Source organism: Serratia sp. C2(1), from assembly GCF_036352655.1.
Taxonomy (GTDB): domain Bacteria; phylum Pseudomonadota; class Gammaproteobacteria; order Enterobacterales; family Enterobacteriaceae; genus Serratia; species Serratia inhibens.
On sequence record NZ_JAZFBA010000003.1, the window covers coordinates 214,661 to 234,814 of the forward strand.

Annotated in this window: 23 protein-coding genes; 11 read left to right on the plus strand and 12 right to left on the minus strand. The window is 56.7% G+C overall.

What is annotated here, in order from left to right:
• Nucleotides 1–62: 62 nt before the first annotated feature.
• From murA to mlaF, 7 genes are all read right to left on the minus strand, one after another.
• Complete coding sequence (gene murA / locus V2S86_RS19030) at nucleotides 63–1,322, minus strand: UDP-N-acetylglucosamine 1-carboxyvinyltransferase (RefSeq protein WP_006317097.1); 1,260 nt, start codon at nucleotides 1,320–1,322, stop codon at nucleotides 63–65.
• 55 nt (nucleotides 1,323–1,377) lie between these two features.
• Entirely contained in the window at nucleotides 1,378–1,632 is a 255-nt protein-coding gene (gene ibaG / locus V2S86_RS19035; RefSeq protein ID WP_126485490.1) for a BolA family iron metabolism protein IbaG, read from the minus strand.
• A 140-nt stretch (nucleotides 1,633–1,772) separates the two neighbouring features.
• On the minus strand, nucleotides 1,773–2,075 hold the full coding sequence (gene mlaB / locus V2S86_RS19040) for a lipid asymmetry maintenance protein MlaB (RefSeq protein ID WP_006317099.1): 303 nt from the start codon (nucleotides 2,073–2,075) through the stop codon (nucleotides 1,773–1,775).
• A complete protein-coding gene (mlaC, locus tag V2S86_RS19045; RefSeq protein WP_330763709.1) occupies nucleotides 2,075–2,704 on the minus strand; it encodes a phospholipid-binding protein MlaC in 630 nt (209 codons plus the stop codon). Before mlaC ends, mlaB begins: the two co-directional genes overlap by 1 nt.
• A 14-nt stretch (nucleotides 2,705–2,718) precedes the next feature.
• The gene (gene mlaD, locus V2S86_RS19050) at nucleotides 2,719–3,270 is read right to left on the minus strand and encodes an outer membrane lipid asymmetry maintenance protein MlaD (RefSeq protein WP_330763710.1); all 552 of its coding nucleotides are present in this window, start codon (nucleotides 3,268–3,270) and stop codon (nucleotides 2,719–2,721) included.
• A gap of 4 nt (nucleotides 3,271–3,274) precedes the next feature.
• Nucleotides 3,275–4,057 carry a lipid asymmetry maintenance ABC transporter permease subunit MlaE gene (gene mlaE, locus V2S86_RS19055; protein WP_311994656.1) on the minus strand — a complete coding sequence of 261 codons (783 nt, stop codon included), beginning with the start codon at nucleotides 4,055–4,057 and terminating at the stop codon, nucleotides 3,275–3,277.
• 4 nt (nucleotides 4,058–4,061) lie between these two features.
• Nucleotides 4,062–4,877, minus strand: a complete 816-nt coding sequence (gene mlaF / locus V2S86_RS19060) for a phospholipid ABC transporter ATP-binding protein MlaF (protein WP_004948525.1) — start codon at nucleotides 4,875–4,877, stop codon at nucleotides 4,062–4,064.
• A 313-nt stretch (nucleotides 4,878–5,190) separates the two neighbouring features.
• Between mlaF and V2S86_RS19065 the strand changes: the two genes are divergently transcribed.
• The 11 genes from V2S86_RS19065 (at nucleotide 5,191) to npr (ending at nucleotide 13,607) form a co-directional block, all read left to right on the plus strand.
• Nucleotides 5,191–6,168, plus strand: a complete 978-nt coding sequence (locus tag V2S86_RS19065; RefSeq protein WP_330763711.1) for a calcium/sodium antiporter — start codon at nucleotides 5,191–5,193, stop codon at nucleotides 6,166–6,168.
• A gap of 16 nt (nucleotides 6,169–6,184) precedes the next feature.
• Entirely contained in the window at nucleotides 6,185–7,171 is a 987-nt protein-coding gene (kdsD, locus tag V2S86_RS19070; RefSeq protein ID WP_212557191.1) for an arabinose-5-phosphate isomerase KdsD, read from the plus strand.
• A gap of 148 nt (nucleotides 7,172–7,319) precedes the next feature.
• Nucleotides 7,320–7,874, plus strand: a complete 555-nt coding sequence (gene kdsC / locus V2S86_RS19075) for a 3-deoxy-manno-octulosonate-8-phosphatase KdsC (RefSeq protein ID WP_330763712.1) — start codon at nucleotides 7,320–7,322, stop codon at nucleotides 7,872–7,874.
• A complete protein-coding gene (gene lptC / locus V2S86_RS19080; protein WP_330763713.1) occupies nucleotides 7,871–8,449 on the plus strand; it encodes an LPS export ABC transporter periplasmic protein LptC in 579 nt (192 codons plus the stop codon). The genes kdsC and lptC overlap by 4 nt, the downstream gene beginning before the upstream one ends.
• A complete protein-coding gene (gene lptA / locus V2S86_RS19085; protein WP_006317105.1) occupies nucleotides 8,418–8,957 on the plus strand; it encodes a lipopolysaccharide ABC transporter substrate-binding protein LptA in 540 nt (179 codons plus the stop codon). Before lptC ends, lptA begins: the two co-directional genes overlap by 32 nt.
• Nucleotides 8,958–8,963: 6 nt before the next feature.
• The gene (gene lptB, locus V2S86_RS19090) at nucleotides 8,964–9,689 is read left to right on the plus strand and encodes an LPS export ABC transporter ATP-binding protein (RefSeq protein ID WP_006317106.1); all 726 of its coding nucleotides are present in this window, start codon (nucleotides 8,964–8,966) and stop codon (nucleotides 9,687–9,689) included.
• 50 nt (nucleotides 9,690–9,739) lie between these two features.
• Nucleotides 9,740–11,173: an RNA polymerase factor sigma-54 gene (rpoN, locus tag V2S86_RS19095; RefSeq protein ID WP_311994649.1), complete on the plus strand. Its 1,434-nt coding sequence runs from the start codon at nucleotides 9,740–9,742 to the stop codon at nucleotides 11,171–11,173.
• A gap of 23 nt (nucleotides 11,174–11,196) precedes the next feature.
• Nucleotides 11,197–11,484 (plus strand): ribosome hibernation promoting factor, encoded by a 288-nt coding sequence (gene hpf, locus V2S86_RS19100; RefSeq protein WP_330763714.1) that lies wholly within the window; start codon nucleotides 11,197–11,199, stop codon nucleotides 11,482–11,484.
• 281 nt (nucleotides 11,485–11,765) lie between these two features.
• Nucleotides 11,766–12,227, plus strand: coding sequence for a PTS IIA-like nitrogen regulatory protein PtsN (gene ptsN / locus V2S86_RS19105; protein ID WP_004948550.1), 462 nt, complete (start codon nucleotides 11,766–11,768; stop codon nucleotides 12,225–12,227).
• A 256-nt stretch (nucleotides 12,228–12,483) separates the two neighbouring features.
• Nucleotides 12,484–13,338 (plus strand): RNase adapter RapZ, encoded by an 855-nt coding sequence (rapZ, locus tag V2S86_RS19110; RefSeq protein WP_004948553.1) that lies wholly within the window; start codon nucleotides 12,484–12,486, stop codon nucleotides 13,336–13,338.
• Nucleotides 13,335–13,607, plus strand: coding sequence for a PTS phosphocarrier protein NPr (gene npr, locus V2S86_RS19115; protein ID WP_004948556.1), 273 nt, complete (start codon nucleotides 13,335–13,337; stop codon nucleotides 13,605–13,607). The genes rapZ and npr overlap by 4 nt, the downstream gene beginning before the upstream one ends.
• 196 nt (nucleotides 13,608–13,803) lie before the next feature.
• On the opposite strand, the gene V2S86_RS19120 is transcribed toward npr, so the two are convergent.
• From V2S86_RS19120 to V2S86_RS19140, 5 genes are all read right to left on the minus strand, one after another.
• The gene (locus V2S86_RS19120) at nucleotides 13,804–15,720 is read right to left on the minus strand and encodes a BglG family transcription antiterminator (RefSeq protein WP_330763715.1); all 1,917 of its coding nucleotides are present in this window, start codon (nucleotides 15,718–15,720) and stop codon (nucleotides 13,804–13,806) included.
• 52 nt (nucleotides 15,721–15,772) lie between these two features.
• A complete protein-coding gene (locus tag V2S86_RS19125; RefSeq protein WP_330763716.1) occupies nucleotides 15,773–16,987 on the minus strand; it encodes a lactonase family protein in 1,215 nt (404 codons plus the stop codon).
• A 132-nt stretch (nucleotides 16,988–17,119) separates the two neighbouring features.
• Nucleotides 17,120–17,860, minus strand: a complete 741-nt coding sequence (dagF, locus tag V2S86_RS19130) for a 2-dehydro-3-deoxy-phosphogluconate aldolase (RefSeq protein WP_330763717.1) — start codon at nucleotides 17,858–17,860, stop codon at nucleotides 17,120–17,122.
• Entirely contained in the window at nucleotides 17,857–18,975 is a 1,119-nt protein-coding gene (locus tag V2S86_RS19135) for a DgaE family pyridoxal phosphate-dependent ammonia lyase (RefSeq protein WP_330763718.1), read from the minus strand. Before V2S86_RS19135 ends, dagF begins: the two co-directional genes overlap by 4 nt.
• Entirely contained in the window at nucleotides 18,959–20,098 is a 1,140-nt protein-coding gene (locus tag V2S86_RS19140; protein WP_330763719.1) for an amidohydrolase/deacetylase family metallohydrolase, read from the minus strand. Before V2S86_RS19140 ends, V2S86_RS19135 begins: the two co-directional genes overlap by 17 nt.
• Nucleotides 20,099–20,154 lie beyond the last annotated feature (56 nt).

Here is a 20,154-nt window from a genome sequence, read left to right on the forward strand (position 1 = left end):
CAAAGTGAGCCGGACCCTCAATAGGGTATTTCCGCCGGGGCGTCGCCCCGGCGTCTGACAGATTACTCGCCTTTCACACGCTCGATATTCGCACCCAGAGCACGCAACTTGTCTTCAATACGCTCATAGCCACGATCGATATGATAGATACGATCGACGACGGTCACACCGTCGGCGATGCAGCCGGCGATCACCAGGCTGGCAGAGGCACGCAGATCGGTCGCCATTACCTGGGCGCCGGAAAGCTGCTCAACGCCGTGACAAATCACGGTGTTGCTCTCGATTTCGGCGTGTGCCCCCATGCGGATCAACTCCGGCACATGCATGAAACGGTTTTCGAAAATGGTCTCGGTGATCACGCCGGTCCCTTCCGCCACCAGGTTCAGCAAGCTGAACTGGGCCTGCATATCGGTCGGGAAACCAGGGTGCGGCGCGGTACGAATGGTAACCGCTTTAGGGCGATTACCGTGCATGTCCAGGCTGATCCAGTCTTCGCCTACTTCGATATCCGCGCCGGCTTCACGCAGCTTGGCCAACACGGCGTCCAGCGTATCCGGACGGGTGTCGCGACACATCACTTTGCCACCGGAAACCGCAGCGGCAATCAGGAAGGTGCCGGTCTCGATACGGTCAGGCAGAACGCGATAAACGCCGCCGCCCAGGCGCTCAACGCCTTCGATGGTGATGCGGTCACTGCCGGCGCCGCTGATTTTCGCGCCCAGCGTATTAAGGAAATTGGCAGTATCGACAATTTCCGGCTCGCGCGCGGCGTTTTCGATCACTGTGGTGCCGGTCGCCAGAGTCGCTGCGCTCATGATAGTCACGGTTGCGCCAACGCTCACCTTGTCCATCACGATGTGCGCGCCTTTCAGGCGGCCTTCCACGGAAGCTTTAACGTAACCTTCTTCCAGTTTGATCTCCGCACCGAGTTGTTCCAGGCCGGTGATGTGCAGATCGACCGGACGCGCGCCGATCGCACAGCCGCCCGGCAGGGAAACCTGACCACGGCCAAAACGCGCGACCAGCGGCCCCAGCGCCCAGATAGAAGCACGCATGGTTTTCACCAGGTCGTACGGCGCACAGAACTCGTTCACGCCGCTGGCGTCAACATACACAGAACCGTTGCGCTCGATCTTGGTGCCTAACTGGCTGAGTAGCTTAATGGTGGTGTCGATGTCCTTCAGCTTCGGGACATTCTGCAGCTCGACCGGCTCTTCCGCTAATAATGCGGCGAACAGGATCGGCAGGGCGGCGTTTTTCGCCCCGGAAATAGCAACTTCACCGCTGAGGCGGGTCCGGCCCTGCACACGAAATTTATCCATCTGACTACTCTCTGTTATCTAATCTGAAGCTGCCCGCCCCGGAGGGCAAACAGCCTTAAAATCCGTTGAGTTTGCGGTCTCGCTGCCACTCTTCAGGGGTGTACGCCTTGATCGATAAGGCATGAATGCGGTTGTCCGCAATGTATTCCATCAGCGGTGCGTAGACCGTCTGTTGTTTTTTGACGCGGCTCATGCCGGCAAACAGCTCGCCGACCACGATCGCCTGGAAGTGGCTGCCGTCGCCCGTGACATGTACTTCATCCAGTGCCAACGCTTGCATCAGCACGTCTTTAATCTCGTTATTTTCCATAGTATCCAGTTCTGCAGCAAAAGGATCATAATCAGCCTGACATCTTAGTGGAATACGACGTTTTCTTAAACTAAAGAAAAAGCCCCTGTTACACAGGGGCTTTTTGGGGTATGAGCATATTCAGGCAGCCGAAAATATCGCTAACCAGCGGTATCGACAGGCATTATTGCTTGCAGGTTGTACAAGGCTATCAGCGTTTTCAAGCGATCGGTGGCGCCGGAAATTTTTAATTCAACGCCGCGCTGACGCTGCAACTCACGCAAATGCACCAGCAGCGCCAACCCGGAAGAGTCCACGCGTTGCAGTTGCGAGACGTCGAGGGCGGTTTTATCCGCCAGCAACCTTTCCCGCTGATCCCACAACGGCAGCAGCGTTTCCCGGTCCAGCTCGCCGCGCAGGATCAAGGTCTGCTGCTGCGATTCAAAGCTGAGTGCGGCCGACATCAGTTTTTCTGTTCCAGCGTGATAGGCCGTTGCGCCGCAGCCTGCAGCTGTTTGGTCAGACCGTCAATGCCCTGAGTACGCAGGGTCGACGCCCACTCGTTCTGCTTGGTGGTGATCATGCTGACGCCTTCGGCGATCATGTCATACGCCTGCCAGTGGCCGGTTTTGCTGTTTTTACGCCATTGGAAATCCAGACGCACCGGCGGACGGCCGCCTTTATCAATGATGGTCACGCGGATGGCGATAATGTCGGCGTCGCCCAGAGGCTGCTCAGGGGCGATCTGGTAGGTCTGGCCGTGGTACATCGCCAGCGCCTGGCCATAAGCCTGCTCCAGATAAGCCTGGAATGCGGTGAAATAGGCCTCACGCTGCGCCGGCGTCGCTTCTTTGTAATAACGGCCCAGTACCAACGCACCGGCGTATTTGACCTGCACGAACGGCATCAGCTCCTGATGCACCACCGAACGCAGGTAGTTAGGGTCCTGCTTGATTTTGGGTTGCTCGGTTTTCAGCCGGGTAAAGGTTTTCTCAGCCGCGTCTTGCATCAGGCTGTACGGGTTGGTTTGGTCGGCCGCATTCGCCAGCGGCGCAACCACCAGCAGGGCAACCATAAGTAAACGTTTAAACATGCAGGTTTCCTCTCTTAATGACTTGGGGCGACAGAGTGCGGTGCAGTACCGGCAGCCGGCTCGGCGGCCGCGTCTTCCGGTTTGGCCGCATTATCCTGGCCGCCGCTTTTATACAGGAACTGGCCGATCAGATCTTCCAGAACCATGGCTGATTTGGTGTCCTGAATAGTGCCGCCGTCCTTCAGAATGGTGGTGCCCATATCAGGATCTTCAAAACCGACGTTCAGGGCCAGATACTGTTCCCCCAACAGGCCGGAAGTACGGATCGCCAGTGAGCTGGTGTCCGGGATTTGGTTATATTTGTCCTGAATGTCCAGGGCTACGCGCGGCGTATAGGTTTTAGGATCGAGCGAGATATCGGCCACACGGCCAATCATCACGCCGCCTATTTTCACCGGCGAGCGCGCTTTCAGACCACCGATATTATCGAAGGTCGCATAGATGCGGTACGTCGGCTCGTTACCGATCGACTTAATGTTCGCTACCTGCAGGCAGAGAAAGACGATGGCGCACAGCGCAATCAGCATAAATGCCCCAACCCAAATTTCACTCTTCTTCGTTTGCATCGAATCAATTCCCAAACATCAGTGCTGTCAGCACGAAATCCAATCCCAACACCGCCAGTGACGAATGTACCACGGTACGCGTCGTTGCCCGGCTAATCCCTTCAGAGGTCGGCACCGCATCATACCCGTTGAAAATGGCAATCCAGGTCACGGTGATGGCGAATACCACGCTCTTGAGCAGGCAGTTGAGCAAGTCTTTTCTCCACTCCACTGCCCCTTGCATCGCCGACCAGAAGAAACCGCTGTCGATGCCCTTCCAATCCACGCCGACTATCGCTCCGCCCCAGATGCCCACCGCGACGAAGATAATCGTCAGCAGAGGCATGCTGATCAAACCGGCCCAAAAGCGCGGCGCGACAATCCGTCGCAGCGGATCGACGGCCATCATTTCCAGGCTGGAAATTTGTTCGGTCGCCTTCATCAGGCCGATTTCCGCCGTCAACGCGGAACCGGCGCGGCCGGCAAACAGCAGCGCAGTGACCACCGGCCCCAGTTCACGCAGCAGCGACAATGCCACCATCATGCCCAGGCTGGCCTCGGCGCTGTAAGTGGTCAGTACCAGATAACCTTGCAGCCCCAGCACCATGCCGATAAACAGCCCGGAAACCATGATGATCAGCAGCGATTGCACACCCACGCTGTGCATTTGCTTTAGCAACAGCGGCCACTGTTTGCGCGGCTCCGGCCGCCCGACCAGTGCGTTGAACAGCATCAACCCCGCGCGCCCAAAACTGGCGCTGGTATTGATGCCACGGCGCCCTAACGACGCTAACGCCTGTAATAACATGAACTTATTTACTCCCTAAGCCTAACAGTTCGGCCTGGTAATCCCCGGCCGGATAACGGAAGGGTACCGGCCCATCGGCAATACCATCCAGGAACTGGCGCACGCGTGCATCAGGATTGTTCTGTAATTGCGGCGTCGTCCCCTCGGCAATCACCCGATGATCGGCAACGATATACGCGTAGTCGGCGATGCTCAGCACTTCCGGCACATCGTGCGAAACCACGATGCAGGTGATACCCAGCGCATGATTCAGCTCATCGATCAGCTTCACCAACACACCCATGGTGATCGGATCCTGGCCGACGAAAGGTTCGTCGAACATGATAAGCTCCGGGTCGAGCGCAATCGCCCGCGCCAACGCGGCACGCCGCGCCATGCCGCCGGACAGCTCGTTGGGCATCAGCTCAGCCGCGCCGCGCAACCCGACCGCTTCCAGTTTCATCATCACCGTGCTGCGCAAAATCGGTTCCGGCAAACGGCTGTGCTCACGCAGCGGATAGGCCACGTTTTCAAACACCGTAAGATCGGTGAACAGCGCGCCAGACTGGAACAACATGCTCATTTTCTTGCGCGCTTCATACAGCTGATGGCGGGATAACGCGGGAATATTATCGCCATCGAACCAGATCTCGCCGCGGTCCGGTGCCAGTTGGCCGCCAATCAGGCGCAACAGCGTGGTTTTACCAATACCGGACGGCCCCATGATCGCCGTGACCTTGCCGCGGGGAACCGTCAGGTTGATGTCTTCGAATATCAGTCGATCGCCGCGCGAGAAACTCATGTCGCGCACTTCGACCAGATTCTCTGCATTTTGGTGCATGTTAATGGATCCTTTACGGCTCATTTTTGCCAAATCTACCCGTGATGTTAAAGCAACGGGCGCAATGCGTCTCATCTTTACAAAAACTTACCGCCATTTCGCTACCAATGGTGCGCTAAGGCTGTACCTGATTTTACTTTTACGCGCCACCCGGTCAAAATTGCACATATAACGAAAAAAACGAATCTGTTCATATATTAGCCGGGAAAACCCGTTACTGCGGCTTTAGCCTGCACAACGGAGGGCAAAGCAAGATAGCCGAATTTCGGCTTTTAACCAACGAACCGGGATGATACCCAACAAAGGACCCTGCATGTTTCTCGCGATAGCTTTACTCATCGTTGGTTTATTTTTACTGGTGTATGGCGCAGACCGCTTAGTTTACGGTGCTGCGGTGATTTCCCGTTCGCTTGGCGTGCCACCGTTAATCATCGGCATGACCATCGTCGGTATCGGCACTTCACTGCCGGAGTTGTTCGTGTCGACCACCGCCGCGCTGAATGGGCAGATAGATATGGCCGTGGGGAACGTATTAGGTTCCAACATTGCGAATATATTATTGATCCTTGGCGTGGCTGCGTTGATTCATCCGCTGGCGGCGCGATCCGAGGTGCTGCGCCGCGAACTGCCGCTGATGTTGGCGGTCACAGTATTGTGCGGTTTTGTGTTGATGGACGGCACCCTGAGCCGCCTGGATGGCGTGGTGCTGTTGGCCGCCGCTGCCGCCTTTATCTTGTTGATGCTGAAAATCGCCCGGCTGGCGCAGCGCGAAGGCAGCGACAGCCTGACCGTAGAGCAAATCGCCGAGCTGCCGCAAGACAGCAGCAACACCGTGGCGGTGCTGTGGCTGGTGCTGGCGTTCATTATTCTGCCGTTATCGTCCAAAATGGTGGTCGATAACGCCACGGTGATTGCGCACTATTTTGGCATGAGTGAACTGGTGGTCGGTTTGACTCTCATCGCCATCGGCACCAGCCTGCCCGAGTTGGCCACGACCATCGCCGGGGCACTAAAGGGTGAGGACGATATGGCGATTGGTAATATCATCGGCTCCAACATTTTCAACACGGTGATCGTACTGGGCGTTCCCGCTCTGTTGTCGCCGGGCAGCGTCGACCCTGCCGCCTTCCACCGCGATTATTGGGTCATGTTGGCGGTCAGCATTGTGCTCAGCGCCCTGTGCATCGGGCGAAAACATCGCATCGGCCATCTGGCGGGCGCTCTGTTATTATGTGGCTTTATTGCGTATCTTGCGGTGCTGTTTTTTAACCCTTTCAGTACTTTCGGCTAAACCGATGGGAATGAGCATGTCGAACATTCAGTTGCAACCGGGCTTTGATTTTCAACAGGCAGGCAAAGAAGTGCTGCAGATTGAGCGTGACGGACTGGCCCAGCTCGATCGATACATCAATGCAGACTTTACCCGCGCCTGCGAATTGATCGCCGGCTGCTGCGGTAAAGTGGTCGTGATGGGCATGGGTAAATCCGGGCACATTGGCTGCAAGATTGCCGCCACCTTCGCCAGCACCGGCACGCCATCCTTTTTTGTTCACCCGGCGGAGGCCAGCCACGGCGATCTTGGCATGGTGACGGCACAAGATATCGTGCTCGCCATTTCCAATTCCGGCGAGTCCAACGAAATCCAGGCGCTCATCCCGGTCCTGAAGCGCCAGCAAATCCCGCTGATCTGCATGACCAACAACCCGGAAAGCTCGATGGGCAAAGCGGCGGATATTCACCTGTGCATCAAGGTGCCGCAGGAAGCCTGCCCGCTCGGCCTGGCGCCAACCACCAGCACCACCGCCACCCTGGTGATGGGCGATGCGCTGGCAGTGGCGTTGCTGAAAGCCCGCGGTTTCACGCCGGAAGATTTTGCGCTGTCGCACCCCGGTGGCGCTCTGGGCCGCAGGTTGTTGCTGCGCGTTTGCGACATCATGCACAGCGGCGAGGAAATCCCGCACGTCAGCGCCGATGCATCGCTGCGCGACGCGTTGCTGGAAATCACGCGCAAAAATCTGGGCATGACGGTTATCTGCGACGATCTGATGAAAATCGCCGGTATCTTTACCGATGGTGACCTGCGGCGGATATTTGATATGGGCATTAACCTCAACGAAGCCCGGATCGTCGATGTCATGACGCTCGGCGGCGTACGGGTGCGCCCGAACCTGCTGGCGGTCGATGCGTTGAACCTGATGCAGCAGCGCCATATCACCGCGCTGCTGGTTGCCGATGGCGACCAATTGCTGGGTGTGGTACATATGCATGACATGCTGCGCGCCGGCGTCGTTTGATTTTCAGGCCATTTTACTTGCCATTTTGGCGTTGGGCAGTGCTCGAAATCCTCACGTACTACGTGTACGCTGCGGTTTCTCCGCGCTGTCCGCCACCAAACTGGCTGCGCCAATGGTGCCTGATTTATAAAAAACCTGAGGGAACTCAATGAGTCTGGTTGAAACCTGCTACGGGCCTGTAGAACAAGACGTCATGGCGCGTGCCGGCAAAATCCGCCTGCTGATTTGCGATGTCGACGGCGTGCTGTCAGACGGCCTGATTTTTATGGGCAACAACGGCGAAGAATTAAAAGCGTTCAACGTGCGCGACGGTTACGGCATTCGCTGCCTGAAAACATCGGATATCGAAGTGGCGATTATCACCGGACGTTCAGCCAAACTGCTGGAAGATCGGGCGAAAACCCTCGGCATCACCCATTTGTATCAAGGGCAGTCCGATAAGCTTTTGGCCTTCCGCGAACTGTTGGATACACTGTCATTAAACGCGGATCAGGTGGCCTATATCGGTGACGACCTGATCGACTGGCCGGTGATGGCGCAGGTTGGCCTGGCGGTCGCCGTGGCGGATGCACATCCGTTGCTGACGCCAAGAGCCCACTACGTTACCCGTATTGCCGGTGGCCGCGGCGCGGTGCGCGAACTGTGCGACATTATTCTTTTGGCACAGAATAAGCTGGAGGACGCCAAAGGGCTGTCGATATGAGCAAAACCAAACTTTGGATCACCCTCTTTCTGGCGGTGATCGCCCTGGCGCTGATTGGCTGGAACATGACTGATTTCAGTGATGATACGGTTCCAGGCCCCGTCAATGATCAGGACCCGACTTATCAGAGCCAGCACACGGTCACCATAGTGTACAATCCGACCGGAAAGCTGAGTTACAAGTTGGTGGCGGAAGACGTGAAATATTATACCGCCGATGAATTAAGCTGGTTTACCCAGCCGGTGATGACGCTGTTTGATGAAAACGCGATGGCCACCTGGTCAGTTCGCGCCGATCGCGCCAAACTGACTAAAGACCGCATGCTGTATCTTTACGGCCACGTTGAGGTGAACAGCCTGACCACCACCTCACAGCTGGAAAAAATTAAAACGGACAATGCTCAGGTGAATCTGGTGACCCAGGATGTCGCTTCGGATGATGAAGTGACTCTCTACGGGACAAACTTTACCTCTAACGGCATGAAAATGCGTGGGAACCTGCGGGCCAAAACCGCTGAGCTGATTGATAAGGTTAAGACCAACTATGAAATTCAGAACCAAAAAACAACGCCGTAATCTGTTGATCGGAAGCCTCATTTTGGCCGCCAGCGCACCCGCATGGGCGCTGAAATCTGACTCCAACCAACCGGTAAGTATCGACTCGCTGAAACAGTCTCTGGATATGCAGAGCAACGTCAGCACCTTTACCGATAACGTGGTGATCAAGCAAGGCACCATCGACATCAAAGCGGATAAAGTGGTCGTTACCCGCCCAGGCGGCGATCAGAACAAAACCTATATCGAAGCCTTTGGCAATCCGGTCACCTTTTACCAGATGCAAGACAGCGGCAAGCCGGTAAAAGGCCATGCGCAGAAGGTCCGTTACGATGTGGCGTCGCAGTTGGTGACCCTGACCGGGAACGCCTATCTGGAGCAGCTCGACAGCAACGTGAAGGGCGATCGCATCACCTATCTGGTGCAACAGCAGCAAATGCAGGCGTTCAGCGACAAAGGCAAACGCGTGACTACGGTTCTGGTACCGTCGCAGTTGCAAGACAAAAACGGGCAAAAGAAGAGTAACTAATCACTTATGGCTACACTCATCGCAGAAAACCTGGCGAAAGCCTACAAGGGCCGTAAAGTTGTTGAAGACGTCAGCCTGAAAGTGAAATCCGGCGAGATCGTTGGCCTGCTGGGGCCAAACGGCGCCGGCAAGACCACCACCTTTTACATGGTGGTCGGTATCGTCCAACGTGATGCCGGGCGCATCGTGATTGACGAAGAAGACATCAGCCTGCTGCCGCTGCACGCCCGTGCGCGCCGCGGCATTGGTTATTTGCCGCAGGAAGCGTCGATATTCCGTCGTCTGAGCGTGTATGACAACCTGATGGCCGTTCTGGAGATCCGCGAGGATCTCAGCAGCGAGCAGCGTGCAGACCGTGCGGTTGAGCTGATGGAAGAGTTCCATATCTCCCATCTGCGCGACAACCTGGGCCAGGCGCTTTCCGGTGGTGAACGCCGCCGCGTGGAAATCGCCCGTGCACTGGCGGCCAACCCGAAATTCATCCTGCTGGATGAGCCTTTCGCCGGGGTTGATCCCATTTCCGTTATCGACATTAAAAAAATTATCGAGCACTTGCGTGACAGCGGTCTGGGCGTGCTGATCACAGACCATAACGTGCGCGAAACGCTGGACGTGTGTGAACGCGCCTATATCGTCAGCCAGGGCAAATTGATTGCTCACGGCACGCCGGATGCCATTTTGGCTGATGAGCAGGTGAAACGCGTTTATCTGGGCGAAGAATTCCGCCTCTGAGTGCCGGCGCGTCCTGATGGACGACTGTTAACGGAAGTAGACTGAAGATTATGAAGCAAGGTTTGCAACTCAGGCTCAGCCAACAACTGGCCATGACCCCCCAGCTCCAGCAGGCTATTCGCCTGCTGCAGTTGTCCACGCTTGAGCTCCAGCAGGAGATACAGCTGGCGTTAGAGAGCAATCCCCTGCTTGAGCAGACCGATCTGCACGAAGAAATCGACGCCAAAGAGACGACCGAGACCGAAGGGCTGGATACCCGCGAGGCGCTGGAACAAAAGGACATGCCCGAAGAACTGCCGCTGGACGCCACCTGGGACGAAATCTACACCGCAGGCACGCCATCCGGCACCGGCACCGATTACAGCGATGATGAGTTGCCGGTCTATCAGGGCGAAACCACCCAGACGCTGCAGGATTACCTGATGTGGCAGGTGGATCTCACGCCCTTCTCCGATACCGATGTCGCCATTGCCACCTCGATAGTCGACGCCGTCGATGACACCGGCTATCTCACCGTGCCGCTGGAAGATATTCTGGAGAGCATGGGTGACGAGAATGTGACAATGGACGAAGTCGAAGCGGTTTTGAAGCGCGTGCAGCGTTTTGACCCGGTTGGGGTCGCCGCGCGCGATCTGCGCGACTGTTTGCTGATCCAGCTTTCCCAGTACGCAAAAGATACGCCCTACCTGGCTGAAGCGCGCCTGATCATCAGTGAACATCTGGCGCTGTTGGCCAATCACGACTTTCGCAGCCTGATGCGAACAACGCGGCTAAAAGAAGATACACTGAAAGAAGCGATGCTGCTGATCCAGTCCCTCGATCCGCGCCCGGGCCAGTCGATCAACACCGGCGAGTCAGAATATGTGATCCCGGACGTGCTGGTGCGCAAGGTGCAGGACAGTTGGACGGTAGAGCTCAACGCCGACAGCATTCCGCGGCTGAAGATAAACCAGCAGTACGCCGCCATGGGCAGCAGCGCGCGCAACGACAGTGACGGCCAGTATATCCGCAGTAATCTGCAGGAAGCGAAATGGCTGATCAAGAGCCTGGAAAGCCGTAACGACACCTTGCTGAAAGTCACGCGCTGCATCGTCGAGCAGCAACAAGCGTTTTTTGAACAGGGCGCCGAATTTATGAAGCCCATGGTGCTGGCGGATATCGCACAGGCCGTGGAGATGCATGAATCGACAATCTCACGCGTCACCACGCAGAAGTTTCTGCACAGTCCGCGCGGCATTTTCGAGTTGAAATATTTCTTCTCCAGCCACGTGAATACCGACAGCGGAGGCGAAGCCTCCTCTACGGCGATCCGCGCGTTGGTGAAGAAATTGATTGCGGCGGAAAACCCCGCCAAACCGCTCAGCGACAGCAAGCTGGCCACCCTGCTCTCCGATCAGGGGATCATCGTGGCGCGGCGTACCGTCGCCAAGTACCGAGAGTCTTTGTCCATCCCGCCGTCCAACCAACGTAAACAGTTGGTTTGACCTCAATAGAGAAGGAAGACACTATGCAGCTCAACATTACCGGACACCACATCGAAATCACCGAACCATTGCGCGAGTTCGTGAAGACCAAGTTCGCCAAACTCGAACAGTATTTTGACCGCATAAATCAGGTGTATGTCGTGCTTAGCGTGGAAAAAGTGCAGCAGATTGCGGAAGCGACGGTGCACGTGAATGGAGGCGAGTTGCATGCCACCTCGGAAGACGAGAACATGTATGCCGCAATTGACACCCTGATCGACAAACTGGCGCGTCAATTGAACAAACATAAAGACAAACTGAAACAACACTGACATTCTGGGCCGTCTCCGTCCGCGGGCACGGCTCAAACATAGCCCAGGTCGTCGGCGCGTTACTGTATTACCCTGGATAATTGGCGTTGCATCGAGGTGGCATGAGCGCTTATCCCGCGAACTTACACAGGTAAGTGATTCGGGTAAGTCAACTCAGCCAACCCAGAAGCGGCTTCAAGTATGACGGGTATGGGTACCGCGCCGATAAGCCATCAGGGTTAAACAAGGCGAAAAATCACCTCACAAGGCAACTTGCTGGTGTGGTTTTAAGTGAAGATGAGATGAACAACGAAACAATGCAATTAAGCTCGGTGTTAAACATCGAGTGCACCAAAAGCTCGGTACACTGCACCAGCAAGAAACGGGCTTTGGAGATTATCAGCGAACTGGCTGCAAAACAGCTCAACCTGCCGTCACAGGTGGTGTTTGACGCAGTTCTCACCCGGGAGCGCATGGGCAGTACCGGTATCGGCAACGGTATCGCCATTCCCCATGGCAAACTGGAAGAGGACACACTGCGGGCCGTTGGCGTGTTTATCCGTCTAGACCAACCTATTGCCTTTGACGCCATTGACAACCAGCCGGTCGATTTGCTGTTCGCCTTGCTGGTGCCGGCCGACCAATGTAAAACCCATTTGCATACCCTGTCTCTGGTCGCCAAGCGCCTGGCCGACAAAACCGTATGCCGCCGCCTGCGCTCGGCGCAAAGTGACGAAGAGCTTTACCAGATCATCACCGAATAACGGCCGGCTGGCGTGACTTCCAGCCGGGATAACGATACTGTTTAGCTACGATGGGTTCCGGCTCAGGCCGGAATAATAAAGTTTCTAACGATAGCGATATACCCAAAATAATTGACGTTGCGTCAAGGCGGCAAAGGCGCTCATCCCGATGAGCTTACTCAAGTAAGTGATTCGGGTGAGTGAATGCAGCCAACACAGAGGCAACGTCAAGTATGACGGGTATAAACGCCACTGAGATGCCAGGGGGAGTTGCCACATGGTGCTGATGATTGTCAGCGGCCGTTCCGGTTCAGGGAAATCCGTCGCCTTGCGGGCGCTGGAAGACATGGGTTTTTACTGCGTTGATAACCTGCCCGTGGTACTGCTGCCGCAGCTTGCCAATACGCTGGCGGAACGCAACATCTCCGCAGCGGTAAGCATCGACGTGCGTAACATGCCGGAATCGCCGGAAGTGTTTGAATATGCGATGACCCAATTGCCGGACTGCTTTTCGCCGCAGTTGCTGTTCCTCGACGCCGACCGCAATACCCTGATTCGCCGCTACAGTGATACCCGCCGCTTGCATCCGCTCTCCACCAAGAACCTGTCGCTGGAAAGCGCGATCGATGAAGAGAGCGATCTGCTTGAGCCGCTGCGCTCAAGGGCCGACCTGCTCATCGACACGTCGGAAATGTCGGTGCATGAGCTGGCCGAAATGCTGCGTACTCGCCTGCTGGGTAAACGCGAGCGCGAACTGACCATGGTGTTCGAATCCTTCGGCTTTAAGCACGGCATCCCGATCGACGCCGATTACGTATTCGACGTACGCTTCCTGCCGAACCCGCACTGGGACCCGAAACTGCGCCCGATGACCGGCCTGGATAAACCGGTCGCCTCGTTCCTCGATCGTCACACTGAAGTGCACAACTTTATCTACCAGACGCGCAGCTATCTGGAACAGTGGCTGCCAATGCTGGAAACCAACAACCGCAGCTACCTGACGGTGGCGATTGGTTGTACCGGCGGCAAACACCGTTCCGTCTACGTAGCCGAACAACTGGCCGACTACTTCCGTTCACGCGGCAAGAACGTGCAATCGCGCCACCGGACGCTGGAAAAACGTAAACAATGACGGTCAAGCAAACTGTTGAAATCAAAAACAAACTCGGTATGCACGCTCGCCCGGCGATGAAGCTGTTCGAGCTGGTGCAGAGTTTTGACGCCGAAGTGATGCTGCGTAACGACAGCGGCACCGAGGCCGAAGCCAGCAGCGTAATCGCGCTGTTGATGCTGGACTCTGCGCAAGGGCGGCACATCGAAGTGGAAGCCACCGGCCCGGATGAGGTGAAAGCGCTGAATGCGGTGATTGAACTGATTAATTCCGGGTTTGATGAAGACTAGTCTTAACCTGTAACGACCTGATAAACGCGCCTTTCGTGGCGCGTTAATACCCACCCTAACCCATGCCATCACTATAAAGGCTTCATGCAGTTTTGCGGGCCTGACTCCAGATTCTGCGACAACTCCCTGTAAATTCACTCAGCTTGTTTCTTGTGCGAATAGACGACTATATTCGCCCCTGGGCCGCCCGCACGGCTTAAATCCGGCTTAGACAGTCCAGCGCCACCGCCTTGAAGCTATCGAAATTATCGCTGCCTAACAGGCGGCTCATCGAACGTTCGCGTACAAAGGTGACGAACAGATCGTAAATCGCCATCGCCTCTTCATAGTCGCTTTTGCTGATCGCCAGCAGGAAAATCACGTGGGCGATCTCACCGTCGCCCCACACCACGCCCTGCGGTGCCAGCAGCGTCATCACCACGGTTTTTTTCGCCAGCAATCCCAACGAGTGCGGCAGTGCAATACCTTCACCCAGCATGGTCGACACTATCGCTTCGCGCTCCACGACCGACGGGTAAAAATCGTCGCCGACATACCCTTCCTGCTCCAGTTGAACGCACACTTTTCGGAACAGCTCCGCCTGCGTCAGCGGCTCGTTCACCACCCAGAAATGCGCGGCATCGAAGAACTTCTCCAGCATGTAGGGTTTGGTACGATCCACCAGCACCAGCTTACCCAGCTGTTCCAGCTGGTAGTCGGTAGGAAACGGCGACATCACCACCACCGGTTTGTTCTTTTCGCTGACCCGCGCGTTGGAAATGACAAAATCTTCGTCGATATGAGTAAGCACCTCGTAATCGCGCAGCGAAACGATGCGCGTCATCACCAGCTGCGGGTACTTGCGCGCAATCTGCGCCTGGATCATGCGTACCGTTGAATTACCGGTATCGCATACCAGCATCACTTGCGGATGGCGCTCGTAGCCGATGTTGTAATGCCGTTCCAACCCAACGCCGATATGCAGCACCAGATAGCCGATTTCGTTTTCGCTCAGGGTGTAAGGCGTGTATTTCCCCCAGCTCGATACCGCCGCCAGCGTCACGTCATAGGCCATCGGATAGTGTTGTTTGATGTTGGCCAATAGCGGGTTGGGAATATTGATCTGGTATTTCACCCGGGTAATCATGGTCTTGATATGGGTGAGCAAATCAGCCCGCAGTTGGCGGTCGCCCTGCAGGTTGTAGTTATAGTGTGCGTTGATGTACGACAGAATGTAGTCCACCAGCGCTTCTTCGTCGTCGGCGTTAATCTCGGTCGGCTGCACGTCCTGCACCCGGCGCGCGGCAATATTCACCCTGAGGTAGGCCTCTTCCGCCATCGACACCTCTTTGCCGCTGGCCTTGCGCAGTTCCCCCGACAGCCAGGTGGAGACCTTGCGCACCGCGTCATCGCCGTCTTCAACGTCAAAGTCCGACAGCGGGTAGCCATCGCTAATGCGCCGCAGCGCCACCGCACAGTAGAAAATCAAATACTGCTCACCTTCGTCCGTCAGGCGGATAGCGTATTGCGACAACAGCGGATGCAACAGCCCGGCGAAGGTCGCCACCTGCGGTTGCAGCAGGATTTCATTGCTGAGCAACGGATTTTCGGCATCGGCCAGGTGCAACTGGAATAACAGATCGGTCAGGCAAGCGCGTATCGCCATCTCCGAACCGAACAGCTTCATGCCGTAGCGCGGTTTGGTTTCAATGGTTAACTGGTAGTTCGCCAGACGCTCTCTCACCTCAGCCATGTCGTTTTGCAGCGTTCCGCGGCTGACAAACCATTCATCGGCCAAATCTTCCAGCTTCAGGGAAAAGGCTGAGGTCAAAAAACGAATCAGCAGATAGTGCACCCGCTCTTGCGCACTGCGTGGCGTGGCGTGCTTTTTGCGCTCCCGGTGCTGCAAAGCGCTGAACAGCACGGCATCGTCCACCTGCAGGCGATAACCCGCCCCACGGCTATGCACAAAGCGAGCGCCGTATTTTTCCAGAATATCGTTCAACGCGGTGATGTCGGCACGCACGGTACGGGTGGATACCGCAAAGCGCTTCGCCAACTCATCCTGCGGCAAAGTCTCGGATTGCAAAGCGTCGAACAGATAGGCCAAACGCGGGTAGGGAAATCGTACCATTCTCTTTCCGTCAATTAAGGTGCCCGCCCTGGGATAGCAGGCGGGCAACGAGTTACTTCGCTACCGGCAGAAACACCATTTGCGAGGGGCTGCCCACCGGCGTATAGCCTTCAACAAAGCTGAGTTTGCCGCTGGCCTTGTCCAGGCTGAAACGGGTGACGTTATCGCTGCGCTGATTCATCGCATAGAGATAATGTCCGTCCGGGCTCAACGTCAACGACCGCGGATAGTCACCGCGCGTCCAGATCTCCGCCACCGGATTCAGTTCGCCGTCGGCGCCAACGCTGAACTGCGCGATGCTGTTATGCAGCCGGTTGGCGACGTACAGATTCTTTCCGTCCTCGCTCAGGACCAACCCTGAGGCAAAGCTGGTACCTTTATAATCGGCCGGCAGCGAAGAGACGGCATGTAACTGTTTCAGAGTACCTTTTTGGCTGTCGAAACGGTAGCTGGTCAGCGTCGAAGCCTCTTCGTTCACTAACAGCACCGTCTTGCCATCCGGATGGAACACGAAGTGACGCGGGCCGGCACCGGCGGAAGAGGCGGCGATCCACGGCGGATCGTTCGGCGACAGTTGGCCGCTTGCGCCGTCAAAGCGCCACTGGTAGAGGCGATCCAGCCCCAGATCGGTGGAAAACACAAACTTGCCGCTCGGATCGCTGGCGATCATATGCGCGTGCGGGCCATTGTGATCGCTGGCGGCAAAACTGCCCTCCACCGCCGCCGCAGGTTTGCTCGCGCCTGCCGGCCCCTGATCCTGTTGCACCGAACTGGCATTACCCAATTTACCGTCACTCTCAATCGGGAACGCCGCCACGGAACCGCTGACGTAGTTCGCCACCAGCAGATGGCGGCCGTCCGGCGTCAGGGAAAGATAAACCGGCCCTGCGCCCTGCGAATCAACCTGATTCAGTTGCGTCAGCCCGCCATCAACCGGGTTGATGCGATAAGCGATGATACCGCCGTGCTTGCTGCCGTTAAAATCGGCCACTTCGCTGGCGACATACAGCGTCCGACCTTGGGCATCCAGGGTTAGCTGCGCCGGATTAGGCTGGTTGCTGACCAACGTTTTAGCGCTCAGCGCGCCGCTGGCCGGATCAACCTGCACCCGGTAAACGCCTTCGCCGTTGGGGTTGTAAGTACCGATATAAGCAAAATGAGATGACGTGGCGTTCATTGCATCCTCAGCATGCAGCGCCGGGCTGGCGATAGCCAGCAGCGCCAGGGTTAACGCAGTACGTAAGGGGGAAGTTTGCCAGTTTCGCATAGTTATCCTTAGAGAGGTAACGGCGCGGCATGCCGCGCCCGTAAAGACAAAACCTGTAGCCTCCCTGCCTTACGTCATCCGATATACCTTTCTTACTTAAAGCTGCAGCTCCAATTAATTTGGGTATTGCGCTTAGCCCACCAGCTTTTTGCTCATCGCCAGCAGGGTTTTCACATCCTGCGGGCGGGTATCGCCGGTGGCAGAATCAATAATGGAACTGTAGATATGCGGAATAATCCGCTTCACGCCGGCGGCCAACGCGATCTCAACGATCGGCTCGAAGTTTTCCAGATCGATGCCGCCAGTCGGCTCCAGCATAAAATCATGCTCGGCGCAGGCTTTAGCCACGTACCGGTATTCTTCTTTACACGCTAACCCGCCCATCGGGAAATACTTGATGGAGCTGCCGCCCATATCTTTCAACATAGCGATGGCAGTTTCGACCGGTACGATGCCCTCTGGCGCCGCAGCGCTCAGCGGGCCGGTCGAGATCTTCACAAAGCCGACGCGACCGGTCGGAGAGACCAACCCGTTCACCACGCTGTCACTCTGGCCCAACAGCGCACGACTGGCGCCCACGCCGGTAAACACCTGATTGACGTGCTGCGGCTGAACGCGCTGGGCGATCAGGCTGACCATCGCGGATTGTTTGGGATCGCCCGCACCCAGGCCCACCGACAGCGCATTCTCGATCAGTTGCGCATAGTGCTGCATATCCACCACCGCGCTGTCGACATCCGGATAGTTTTTGGAGAGAACCCCAACCAGCACATGTCCTTCCGCCGCCGCATAAATCGCCTGCGCATTGTCTTTTGAGCCGGCCAGTACGTTGAGGCACAGACGGTCGCGATAATAATTTGGCTGCAGCTTCATGCTTGTTTCTCCGTGAACAGATTTTTAATACAGGTAAAGACGGTCATCAGTTGCTGCTCGTCGACGCTACGCACATCCACTTCGATCTTGCCTTCATTGGCCTTATAGCCCCGGAAGTAAATGGCGATCTCGCCGGTTTTCAGCGCCTGGACGATGTCGGTGGTAGAGCGCCCCAGCACCGCTTCGTCAAAAGTGATTTCAGCACGGGCGATATCGCGGCCGGCGCTGTCCCAGACGGTTTTGGCGCTGATGCCGGTCAGCGAGTTCAGGTTGGTGATAAACGGCGTCATGCGCGCCACCATCTGCTCACCGGTGGTTTTCTCCAGCTTCAGGTAGCTTTCAATCGCCTGCGTCAGGCCGAGGATACCCTCTTTGCCGACCTTCATCGCCCGGCCGATACCGCCGGATTGCAGCTTCACCCACTCAACGTATTGCCGCTTCCCTACCACCAGACCGCTGGTTGGACCCTCGATGGCCTTGGCACCGCTGTAGATAACCAGGTCGGCCCCCATCTGGTAGTAGCACATCAGGTCTTCTTCTGCGGCGGCATCGACGATCAGCGGCAGATTATGCTTGCGCGCCACCACCACCGCCTGCTCGACGGAAAGAATGCTTTTCTGTACGCAGTGGTGCGATTTGATGTAGAGGATCGCCGCCGTTTGCGGCGTGATGCAGGCCTCCAGCTGCTCCGCAGAACATTCGTTGGCATAACCCGCCTCAACCACCTTGCCGCCGCCGAGGGCAACCATGGTGTCGACCGGGGCGCCGAAGTTCACGTTGTGACCGCGCGGCAACACAATCTCGCGCGGCACGGTGATCGGGGCCGAATGCAGGTTCACCAGCAGGTTGGCGTTGTCTTTGACGATCACCGCCGCCACCGACTGGGCGATACCCGCCGAGGCACAGGACACGATCACGGCATCTTCCACATTCAGCAGATCGGCGATGTAAGCGCCGGTCTTGTTAACCAGATCCTTGATTTCAAAATAGTGATTCAGGCCGTAGTCAACGGCGTCGATCACGTCCTGACGCGGCGTGGACACGCCGAGCAGAGTCATACGGCCGGAAGTATTAATCACCTGCTTTAAATTATATTTTTCATAAATCGAAGACATGATGGGCTTTCCCTTCGTCGGTTAATAAAATTTCCCCGGCAACCACTGCAGCCAACGGAACCAACAACTGTTCACCGCCGACCGATTGCCCTTCCGAGTCGGCAAACACCTGCGGCCCCTGGCGGAGATCGAACAGGGTGAAATCGGCGTCATAACCCGGCTCCAGCCGGCCTTTATGGCTCAGGTGCAGCGCCGAAGCGGCATTTTCCGTCACGCAGGCAATCACCTGCGGCAGCGACAGGCCGATGCTGAAGAATTTGGACATCACCGTCGCCAGGCTGTGTACCGGCCCGGCCATGCGGTTGCGGCAGTAGATATCGGAACTGATGGTGTGCGGGAGAATGCCCAGCCCGATCGCCTGGCGCGCCACGTCAAAGCTGAAACTGGCGGTACCGTGGCCCACGTCGAGCAACACGCCGCGTTTCAGCGCCCGCTGGATAGACTCGCGCAGCGTACCCGCCGGGGTCAGAATGCGGTTCGGCTTGCCGTTATAGCAGTGGGTAATGATGTCGCCGCGGGTCAGTAGATCGGCGATGTCATCCAGATTCGGCGGGTTATTGCCGATATGCACCATCAGCGGCAAGCAGCTGTTTTCCTGCTGGATCTGCTTGGCGCGCACCAGCGGCGCAATGCCGTTTTGCCCCACCACGCTGCTGCTCATGCGCGCCTTGATGCCGATGATGAAACCGGGGTACGCATCGATGGATTTTTTCACCGTCGGCGGGTCGATGTCCGCCAGATCGGCCAGCTCATTTTGGCGTAACAACCCGATGCGCGAGATATTCAGGAAAGCGAACACGTTGGTTTTGGCACGGCGCGTCAGGGCATAGAACTCATCAACATCGTCGGTACCGGTGCTGCCGGCGTCAACCACCGAGGTCACGCCGCTGGCGACGCCCACTAAATCCGGTTCGTCATGGTAAATCGGCGAAGAGGGATAACAGTGCACGTGGGAGTCGATCCAGCCGGCGCTCAGGCGGCAGTTGCCCGCCAGATCCAGCTGCCTGCGGGCGTTAACGCCATCGGCCAACTGCCCAACGGCGACAATCTTGCCGCCCTGAACCGCCAGATCGACCAACCGGTCATCCGCCAACCTGGCGCGTCGGATTACTAAGTCATACATACTGCGCTACTCCTTTTCCAGCAGGGGGCGGCGCACCGCCCCCACTATCGTACAAC

Bases quoted from the DNA above. Each gene is read 5' to 3' on its own strand.
- murA (WP_006317097.1), bottom strand. From the start codon at position 1,322: ATGGATAAATTTCGTGTGCAGGGCCGGACCCGCCTCAGCGGTGAAGTT.
- ibaG (WP_126485490.1), bottom strand. From the start codon at position 1,632: ATGGAAAATAACGAGATTAAAGACGTGCTGATGCAAGCGTTGGCACTG.
- mlaB (WP_006317099.1), bottom strand. From the start codon at position 2,075: ATGTCGGCCGCACTCAGCTTTGAATCGCAGCAGCAGACCTTGATCCTG.
- mlaC (WP_330763709.1), bottom strand. From the start codon at position 2,704: ATGTTTAAACGTTTACTTATGGTTGCCCTGCTGGTGGTTGCGCCGCTG.
- mlaD (WP_330763710.1), bottom strand. From the start codon at position 3,270: ATGCAAACGAAGAAGAGTGAAATTTGGGTTGGGGCATTTATGCTGATT.
- mlaE (WP_311994656.1), bottom strand. From the start codon at position 4,057: ATGTTATTACAGGCGTTAGCGTCGTTAGGGCGCCGTGGCATCAATACC.
- mlaF (WP_004948525.1), bottom strand. From the start codon at position 4,877: ATGCACCAAAATGCAGAGAATCTGGTCGAAGTGCGCGACATGAGTTTC.
- V2S86_RS19065 (WP_330763711.1), top strand. From the start codon at position 5,191: ATGTTTCTCGCGATAGCTTTACTCATCGTTGGTTTATTTTTACTGGTG.
- kdsD (WP_212557191.1), top strand. From the start codon at position 6,185: ATGTCGAACATTCAGTTGCAACCGGGCTTTGATTTTCAACAGGCAGGC.
- kdsC (WP_330763712.1), top strand. From the start codon at position 7,320: ATGAGTCTGGTTGAAACCTGCTACGGGCCTGTAGAACAAGACGTCATG.
- lptC (WP_330763713.1), top strand. From the start codon at position 7,871: ATGAGCAAAACCAAACTTTGGATCACCCTCTTTCTGGCGGTGATCGCC.
- lptA (WP_006317105.1), top strand. From the start codon at position 8,418: ATGAAATTCAGAACCAAAAAACAACGCCGTAATCTGTTGATCGGAAGC.
- lptB (WP_006317106.1), top strand. From the start codon at position 8,964: ATGGCTACACTCATCGCAGAAAACCTGGCGAAAGCCTACAAGGGCCGT.
- rpoN (WP_311994649.1), top strand. From the start codon at position 9,740: ATGAAGCAAGGTTTGCAACTCAGGCTCAGCCAACAACTGGCCATGACC.
- hpf (WP_330763714.1), top strand. From the start codon at position 11,197: ATGCAGCTCAACATTACCGGACACCACATCGAAATCACCGAACCATTG.
- ptsN (WP_004948550.1), top strand. From the start codon at position 11,766: ATGAACAACGAAACAATGCAATTAAGCTCGGTGTTAAACATCGAGTGC.
- rapZ (WP_004948553.1), top strand. From the start codon at position 12,484: ATGGTGCTGATGATTGTCAGCGGCCGTTCCGGTTCAGGGAAATCCGTC.
- npr (WP_004948556.1), top strand. From the start codon at position 13,335: ATGACGGTCAAGCAAACTGTTGAAATCAAAAACAAACTCGGTATGCAC.
- V2S86_RS19120 (WP_330763715.1), bottom strand. From the start codon at position 15,720: ATGGTACGATTTCCCTACCCGCGTTTGGCCTATCTGTTCGACGCTTTG.
- V2S86_RS19125 (WP_330763716.1), bottom strand. From the start codon at position 16,987: ATGCGAAACTGGCAAACTTCCCCCTTACGTACTGCGTTAACCCTGGCG.
- dagF (WP_330763717.1), bottom strand. From the start codon at position 17,860: ATGAAGCTGCAGCCAAATTATTATCGCGACCGTCTGTGCCTCAACGTA.
- V2S86_RS19135 (WP_330763718.1), bottom strand. From the start codon at position 18,975: ATGTCTTCGATTTATGAAAAATATAATTTAAAGCAGGTGATTAATACT.
- V2S86_RS19140 (WP_330763719.1), bottom strand. From the start codon at position 20,098: ATGTATGACTTAGTAATCCGACGCGCCAGGTTGGCGGATGACCGGTTG.